This window comes from Sulfuricurvum sp. (genome assembly GCF_028688295.1).
GTDB lineage: Bacteria > Campylobacterota > Campylobacteria > Campylobacterales > Sulfurimonadaceae > Sulfuricurvum.
In genome coordinates this window covers 1-8,639 of record NZ_JAQTYM010000082.1, presented here as the reverse complement: position 1 = coordinate 8,639, position 8,639 = coordinate 1, and the positions used below count along the sequence as shown (strand labels likewise).

At 41.2% G+C, this 8,639-nt stretch carries 6 protein-coding genes; 3 read left to right on the top strand and 3 right to left on the bottom strand.

Annotation, left to right across the window (positions count from 1 at the left end; all coding sequences use genetic code 11):
• Positions 1–250: 250 nt before the first annotated feature.
• Together PHR02_RS12105 and dsbD are read right to left on the bottom strand one after the other, a co-directional pair.
• On the bottom strand, positions 251–634 hold the full coding sequence (locus PHR02_RS12105; protein WP_299992384.1) for a thioredoxin family protein: 384 nt from the start codon (positions 632–634) through the stop codon (positions 251–253).
• On the bottom strand, positions 631–2,442 hold the full coding sequence (gene dsbD / locus PHR02_RS12100) for a protein-disulfide reductase DsbD (protein WP_299992382.1): 1,812 nt from the start codon (positions 2,440–2,442) through the stop codon (positions 631–633). The genes PHR02_RS12105 and dsbD overlap by 4 nt, the downstream gene beginning before the upstream one ends.
• Before the next feature lie 141 nt (positions 2,443–2,583).
• Here dsbD and PHR02_RS12095 point away from each other — a divergent pair, with 141 nt between their 5' ends.
• Together PHR02_RS12095 and ppk2 are read left to right on the top strand one after the other, a co-directional pair.
• Positions 2,584–4,500 (top strand): thioredoxin domain-containing protein, encoded by a 1,917-nt coding sequence (locus tag PHR02_RS12095; RefSeq protein ID WP_299992380.1) that lies wholly within the window; start codon positions 2,584–2,586, stop codon positions 4,498–4,500.
• 29 nt (positions 4,501–4,529) lie between these two features.
• A complete protein-coding gene (gene ppk2, locus PHR02_RS12090; RefSeq protein WP_299992378.1) occupies positions 4,530–5,462 on the top strand; it encodes a polyphosphate kinase 2 in 933 nt (310 codons plus the stop codon).
• Positions 5,463–5,731: 269 nt separating this feature from the next.
• Here ppk2 and thrC read toward each other — a convergent pair whose 3' ends face one another.
• Complete coding sequence (gene thrC / locus PHR02_RS12085; RefSeq protein ID WP_299992376.1) at positions 5,732–7,201, bottom strand: threonine synthase; 1,470 nt, start codon at positions 7,199–7,201, stop codon at positions 5,732–5,734.
• A 103-nt stretch (positions 7,202–7,304) separates the two neighbouring features.
• On the opposite strand from thrC, the gene PHR02_RS12080 reads away from it, so the two are divergent.
• Complete coding sequence (locus PHR02_RS12080; protein ID WP_299992375.1) at positions 7,305–8,543, top strand: extracellular solute-binding protein; 1,239 nt, start codon at positions 7,305–7,307, stop codon at positions 8,541–8,543.
• Positions 8,544–8,639: the final 96 nt, after the last annotated feature.

Below are 8,639 nucleotides of genomic sequence, written 5' to 3'. Positions count from 1 at the left end.
CTTCCATAGCCTACAAATCAAAAGAGTGGGAATTTAAAACGTATGCAAAAAATCTTTTTGATCGGCAATATACCGATTTCATGATAGCAACCCCTTCAAATACCTATTGTCACTTTGGGGATCCACTAAGCTATGGGGTACAGTTAAGCAAATATTTTTAGACATACTGTCATATTATTTCTACCTAATGTGCCACTTTATATTTATAGAACAGTTTTTATCAAGATTACTTCCAATACCCATTTAAGGCTTATTTTTTCATCTTCCCTAAAATACCCAGAAATGTTGGAATATTTGCTCCACCATCGTGTCGACCGATTTTTTTCCCTTTAGCATCTAAAAAATGAAATGTCGGTGTCCCCATATATCCTAATCCCTCAGGGATAAAGTCTTTGTGAATATCAATGTGTACGGGGACGAAGTTTTTATGTATTTCATTTTCCACCGCTTTCTCTTCGAAAACGATCTCCTCCATGTATTCACACGCAGGACACTCTTCACGCGAAAGCATTACCATTACTTTTTTCTTCTCTTTTACCGCTTGCGCTAATGCGGCGTCATACGATGGTGCCCATTTGAGCTCTGCCATTGCACAACTAGCCATAACCGCCAATGCCAACACTATCTTACTCATTTGATATCTCCTAAATGTTTTAAAAACTCTTGCGGCTCTTTAAATCCGACGATATCGGCACTTTTGATACGTTCACCACTCTCATCAAAAAACAAAATTGCCGGAGGTCCAAATATACCAAATTTTGAACTGATCGCTTTGGCAGCATCATCGTTGGCTGTCAAATCAACTTGAATCAAAACATAATCATCCATGGCTGTTTTAACACTCTCATTACTAAAGGTTTTCTCCTCGAGTTCTTTGCATGCACTGCACCAATCCGCATAAAAATCGACCAATACAGCTTTTCCTTTGTTCTCTGCCAAAATAGCATCCAACTCTTCGATGGAGGTGATTTTCTCAAAGGTTTTATGTTTTGTTTCTTCTACCGATTCAACTGCTACTTTATTCGGTAAAAATGGATCAAGCGGATGTAGAGGATTTTTTGAACCACTCATTCCACCTAAAAGCAATGACATGCCGTAAAGAAGGAGGATAATCCCTAATGCTTTTTTATTCGCACGACCACAACGGATACAACGTCCTCTTATCGGCTCCAGTGCACCGATATTGATCGCTACAAAAATTGCCAAAGCCCCCCACAACATCATAGAGATATTTTCATCCAAAATACGGCTGATCATCCAGATCGCAATTCCGATTAGCATGACTCCAAAAATTGATTTAACATTATCCATCCACACACCTGGACGAGGCATAAATTTGCCCGCGCTTGTTCCAATCGCGATCAGCGGTATACCCATACCAATACTCAACGAGAACAAGGCGATACCTCCGAGTAATGCATCTCCCGTTTGTCCGATGTAAATCAATGCACCTGCCAAAGGTGCAGCAACACACGGACCAACGATCAAGGCAGAGAGAAAGCCCATGATAGCGACACCGATTATACCACTTCGTTTTCCGCTGACTTTAGTAATACGTGATTGGATTGCATTTGGAATCTGAAGTTCGAACAAATCAAACATCGACATCGCCAATACTACAAAAATCAAAGCAAATAACGTAATAATCCACGGTGTTTGAAATGCCGCCTGTAAATTTGCCCCAAATATCCCTGCTAAAATTCCGGCAATCGTGTACGCAACTGCCATCGACAACACATAAACGACTGAAAGCCAAAATGCTCTTGTCGTCCCCAGCCCTTCACCCTGAGCTACGATTACGGAAGAAATGATCGGAATCATCGGAAAGACACAAGGCGTGAGTGCCAAAAGAAGTCCAAACCCAAAGAAGCTCAAGATAATGAACCAAAGACTTCCCCCTTGGATTACACTGGCGATTTTATCGGTTTCAGAGGTTTTTACCTCCTCTTTTAGGGAAGCCGTATCTAAATTCTCTGCCTCAACTGCTGGTGCCTTTAAAATTGAGCTACTCGGGGCACTGGCCTTGCTCAACAAGTCAGCATCTACGCTAATTTCAAGAATCTTCTCCATCGGTTCATAGCACAATCCTGCAGAGGAACATCCTTGGTAAGAGACTTTGACCTTCACCGTTTGCTTTCCGCTGACATCTGAACTTTTAGAAAGGGTAATTTGAGCTATTGGTGATGATTCATAAACCTTTTCTCCATCATGCTCCACAGATTTAGGCATGCTGATCAGAGCAAAGTCAATCCCGTCTTTTGGATCAGCATCTTCGATTTTCAGTTTATCTGCATAAAGATAAATCTGCTCTCCCAACGCTATCTCAACGGTGATAGTAGAATTATCCTGCATACTTATTTTAGGTTTGAACGCTTCATCAGGCTGTAAAAAGCCAACACCCCAAACATTTAATGAAATAAGTAGTAAAAATAGCAAACGCATCAAGAAACCTTCAATTCGAATTTATCACTTATTTTACCGCATTTAACTGTGAGCTTCCTCATTGAGCAACATTGTTAATATTTTTCAGGTTACCTATAGCATCAAATGCTACACTACATGCAACTTTATAGGGAGCTTTTTATGTCCAACCGCCTCGCACTCGAAGATTCACCCTACCTCCAGCAGCACAAAGACAACCCGATAGACTGGTTTTCATGGTGTGACGAGGCATTTTTAAAAGCAAAAAATGAACACAAATCTATATTTATTTCCATCGGATACAGCAGCTGCCACTGGTGTCATGTAATGGAACATGAGGTGTTTGAAAATCCTGAAATTGCCGACTTTGTCAATCAACACTTCGTTTGTATCAAAGTAGACCGAGAAGAACGTCCTGACATCGATAAACATTACCAAGAACTCCACATGCTCCTCAACCGCCGAAGCGGTGGATGGCCGCTATCGATCTTTTGTACTCCTGAAAATAAACCTTTTTATGCCGCTACCTATATCCCTCCTTATAACAAAGAGCGGATGATGGGATTTAGTGAGCTCACCGCGATCATTGCCGAGAAAGTAGCGCTCAATGATGAAAAACTGTTTCAAAACGCCGAGGAGATCACCGGCTATCTCCGTCCTAAAAATGAGAGTGTTCAAGCTACGGCATTAAATGAGAAGATCATCACCCAATTTTCCCTCCAAGCAGAACATAATTATGATCCAATCAACGGCGGTTTTTCAAAATCACCGAAATTCCCCCATGCCTCTACCCTCCAAACATTATTAAGTATCGAACGTCTCGACAATAATGAAAAAATCAAATCGATAATTACCCATACGTTGGATTCGATGTCGTTGGGTGGTATGTACGATCTCGTTGACGGTGGTTTTTGCCGCTACAGTACGGATGAAGCGTGGCTCGTTCCCCATTTCGAGAAAATGACCTACGATAACGCCCTGTTATGTGAACTGTATGCGAAAGCGGGAATACTCTATCACAATGATCACTATCTCCGTATCGCCCGTGAGAGTGCCGATTTTATGATCAATTTCATGATGGAAGAGGATCTCTTTTATAGCGCCAGTGATGCGGATTCTGAGGGGGAAGAGGGAAAATACTTTGTCTACAGTTATGATGAAATCATCACTGCACTTAAGTCTGTTTGCCCCTCACGAGCGGATGAAGCAGCACAACTCATCGGCGCAACACCTGAGGGAAATTTCGAAGGAGATTATATCCTCCGTCTCGCTTCGAATGAACGTCCAGAGTGGTTTGAAACATTTCGTTTGCAACTCATCACACTAAGAAAATCAAGAATTTATCCTTTCATCGATAAAAAAATTATTACCGCATGGAATTCAATGATGATTAAGGCTCTATTTGTACTGGGTAAAACAGAGCAAAAATATCGTGCACAAGCCATTTTAAGTTTGGAAAAACTCACCTCAACAATGTTTTTAGAAAATCAACTCAAACACTCAACCTTAATCCATAAAAAACCAAAAATTGATGCCTTTTTAGAAGATTACGCCTATCTTTGCAGTGCCTTAATCGAAGCGTATCAATCAACACTCAACGAAACCTATCTAATAGACGCACAACGATTTGCCAACAAGGCACTAGAACTTTTTTACGAAGAGGGCAAATGGTATTTCAGTCGCGGAGCATTTACGACAGTCGCGGAACTCGATGATGGAACGTATTCTAGCAGTGTAGGGGTTATGGTCAGTGTATTACAAAGTTTAGGAATGCTGGTCGATCAAAAATACAGCCGATTTGCTTTTAAAAGTCTCGAATACGTCTCGATCAAACTAATGAAAACACCAATCTACTACCCTACCCTAACCGCCGAAGTAATTCGCTCTCTAAAAGAGAAACGGCTTATCAAAAATAATTCCGCCCAGCTCTCTCGTATTGGTGAAATTTTCTCTTATCCCTATGTCCTTCTCAAAAATGATGAAACACTAGAATCATTCACCATTTGCGGAGAGAATTCTTGTTATGCCTCAACGAATGAGGTCACAAAGCTTGACGATTTAATCAACACAACGTTATAATGAAAAAATTAGGAAACAAGGAGTGATGCATGGGTGCAAAAAGTGCCATGGCAAAAGCAGAAATTATTGAAACCGATAATATCGGAGAAGTTGTCCATGATGATCGTCGCAAAAGTAAAGAAGAAAATGAAGAAGAACGCCGTCTAAAAAGTGATAAAGAGGAACGCTTCCCCGTTTGGGTCAAAAAATCAGTTTTAGAATACGAAGACGAGCTTAAACAGCTCCAAATCGAACTGCTCAAACTCCAAAACCATGCTAAAGACAAAGGGCTTAAAGTTTTGATGATTTTTGAAGGGCGTGATGCTGCCGGCAAGGGGGGGACGATTAAACGGATCACTGAGCATCTTAACCCTCGCGGTGCACGTGTTGTCGCATTGGATAAGCCCTCAGATGTCGAAAAAACCCAATGGTACTTTCAACGCTATGCACAACATCTCCCTGCTGCGGGCGAGATCGTATTGTTTGATAGAAGCTGGTATAACCGTGGTGGCGTTGAGCCTGTCATGGGATTTTGCACCCCCCAAGAACACCAAGAATTTTTGAATCAAGTCGGTGAGTTCGAGCACATGCTTGTTTCATCTGGAATCATCCTCTTTAAATTTTATTTTTCTGTTTCCAAATCAGAACAAGCTCGTCGCTTTAAAGAGCGAAAAACCGATCCACTCAAACAATTCAAACTCTCGCCCGTTGATGCTAAGTCCCAAGATTTATGGGATAAATACACCGAAATGAAATATTCGATGCTTCGCGCTTCCCACACCGGAAATGCTCCATGGGTCATTATCCGATCCGACAACAAGAAAAAAGCCCGTACCAATTGTATTAAACACATTCTCTCATCGATTCAGTACACAACGACCAAACAGCCCGATTTAACAACCTCGAAAAAAATATTAGTGTGGGGAGACGAAGAGATTAAGCTCATGGAGATGGCGCTCCATAGAAATAAAGCAAAAGAATAACAACAAAAGGAGGTTAATATGAAAACAACACTATTTCTAGTATTGTTATCTGCATCATCAGTATTTTTATTCAGCGGTTGTGAAAAAGCTGATTATCAACACCCGATGCACAGAAACGGATCGAAATAATCTCTATTAAGAGCTGACCTTACAATACCACTAAAATTCTCAAAAACGTAGTTTTTGTAGCTTTAGGGGGTTGCAAGGGACATTTGTCCCTGCCGCTAAAACGGATGCATTCGTTTTAGCGCGTAACATCAATTAAAAGGTTATAGAAAAGAGAGAATCTCTTTTTCAATATCCTCTTTTTCAATAACGATCGGTTGTGCTATCGGTTTAGTAAATAACCCTTTGATCATAGCAGGGATCGGTGTTTTAGCCGTTTTTGAGATGGATGCTAGAGCATCGATGTCATTCGCATCCTTTTCACCTGTGAGGGCATTCGCAATCGTGGGAGAAAACTTCGTCCACTCTGCTGTCGAGTAGACAATCGTTTTTAATTTTTTTGTTGCACAACAATCATACGCTTTGAAACAGGTCGCCGTATGCGGATCCATCAAATAGCCCGTATCAAACGCCTCTTTGATATACCCTTTCCCCTCTGCACCGTTACAATAATCGGCGGAAAAGAAGTCTTGAAGTTTCATCGTCTCATTATCGCTCAACGCATAGAAACGTTCCGCTTCGAGACCTGCCATTAGCTCTTTGGTACGCTCATAACCGAAGAGATCGAACAAGATACGCTCGACATTGGAAGAGATGAGGATATCCATCGCGGGTGATGTCGTCGCAACGACGTGCTCACCGCGCAAATCATAGCGCCCCGTATTGATTAGACGGGTAAGGACGTTGTTTTCGTTGGATGCGATAATGATTTTTTCAACCGGAAGACCCATTTTATAGGCGTAATACCCGCCTAGAGCATTCCCAAAATTTCCGCTTGGAACATCGAGATACACTTTTTCACCCATCACAATGACATTTTGGCGAACCAGTTCGAGGTAGCTGTGGATGTGATAGATGATTTGAAAAATAATCCGTCCGAAGTTGACTGAGTTAGCCGCTGAGAGGGAGATGTTTTTCGCTTTTAGGGCATCTTTGAACGTTTGAGAACCCAATAGCTTTTTCAATGCGCTTTGAGCATCATCGAAATCCCCTTTGATCCCGATCACTTTAAGATTTTGAGCATCTTCGGTCACCATTTGGAGGCGCTGAACGTCCGAGGTTCCCCCATCAGGATAGAGACACGCGACACGAACGTTCGCTCTGTTTTTAAAGGTTTCCAATGCCGCAGGACCCGTATCGCCACTCGTTGCCGCTAGAATCAGATATTCATCTCCACGCTTTTGGGCGATAGAGCTAAGAACCACACCGAAAGGCTGAAGCGCCATATCTTTGAACGCGCGGGTCGGTCCGTGATAGAGTTCGCTCACATACAAATCATCACGCACTTTTACAACCGGAACGGGGTTGGTCGGATCGTCGAATTTATCATAGAGTGAGAGAGCTTCATCGATTACTGAGCCGTCAATATCGATAGCAAGCGTTGTCAATAAATCTTTGGCGAGTTCTTTATAACTGGAGCTTAAATGCTTAGAGAGGAACGCTTCACCGAGATGAGGCAATTCGCTCGGAACATACAATCCGCCGAACGATGCGATGGGACTTAAAATCGCCTCTGAAAAGGTAACCTGTTGTGGATGGATTCCGTCATTTCCGCGTGTTTCAATAAATTTCATTGGTTCACTTTATACAATTTTCGTGATTATAACAAAGTGCCTCTCAGCACTTGCTTAGAAGAGATACATTAAATCTTAGCAAAACGTATGATAGAATTAGGATATGAAGCTTTTTACACTATTTTTCGCTCAAATATTGTTCATTGTTGCATTGATGGGTAATGAACCACCGCTCACGAATCTAAAATATTGGGTTCTCTTCAGCGGCGGAGATGCCAGACCGATGCAGCTGATGGTGGATAAGTTTAATACATCCCATAAACACATCAATGTTAAGATGAAAATCATAAAATGGGCAGAGTATTACCCCACTCTTAATAAAAATATTCACACCAAAAATGCTCCTGATATCGCTATCGTTCATGCATCACTGCTCCCGTGGTATGTACATCAAAATGCCTTAGCCGATTTAAATCCTTATGAGATACCGTGGAAGAATTTTTCCCCCCATTTGATTCAAGCGATCCGATTTGATCAAAAACATTATGCTCTCCCTCTGGATATGCATCCGCAAGTTATGTATTTCAACAAAAAATATTTGGCACAGGCTCATCTTTTGGATAAAAACGGTAATCCAATCATAAGAAGCGGCATTGAGGGATTCGTAGAATTTTTACAAAAACTTCAAAAATCACTGCCGCCTGATGTCGTGGCATTCTCTACCCCAAACGACAATGTACTTAACTGGTGGATTTGGTACAGTCTCTATTCTCAGCAAAAAAATGGGGGATATATCGTTAATAACAAAGCAGCCATCAACAATAAAGCGGGAAGAAAAGCATTTGAGTTTTTTTACAAAATGAGAGAAGCCAAAGTTTGGAATCAAGAGATACACGATGAAAAAGGGTACAACCTCTTTAAATTTGACAAAGCCGCAACGATGATTACAGGGGTTTGGACGACGTGGAATTTTCAACAAAATAAAAAGCTTGATTTCGGTGTCGTTGAGTTTCCGAAACTATTTGAAAAAAGTGCCAATTTTGGAGATTCACATACTTTTGTCATCCTAAAATCCAATGATTTGTCCAAACAAAAAGCCTCAGCCGAATTTATCAAATGGATTTCAGAAAACTCCTATGACTGGGCGCTTTCAGGTCAGGTTCCCGCCAATCTAAACGTTTTAAAAACAGAAGAGTTCAAAAAACTCCCTTTTAGAAAAGTCTATGTTAAATCGGCACATGATATGGCACTCTATCCTAAAAATCTCAAACTCAAAGAGTGCAATGATGCCATGATTACGATTTTGAGTGATTTTTTGACGAGTCATGATTCGGTGGATGATGTCATGATAAAAGCAGAAAAAAGGCTCAATACAGAGCCACTTGCAAATCTCACCCCGTAATAATCCAAAATCAGCATAGATTTCAGAATTTGAGTTGAACGATTGCATCTTAGGCATCTGTTTCGATTATTTTAGCCAACAATACTCTAAAAACCG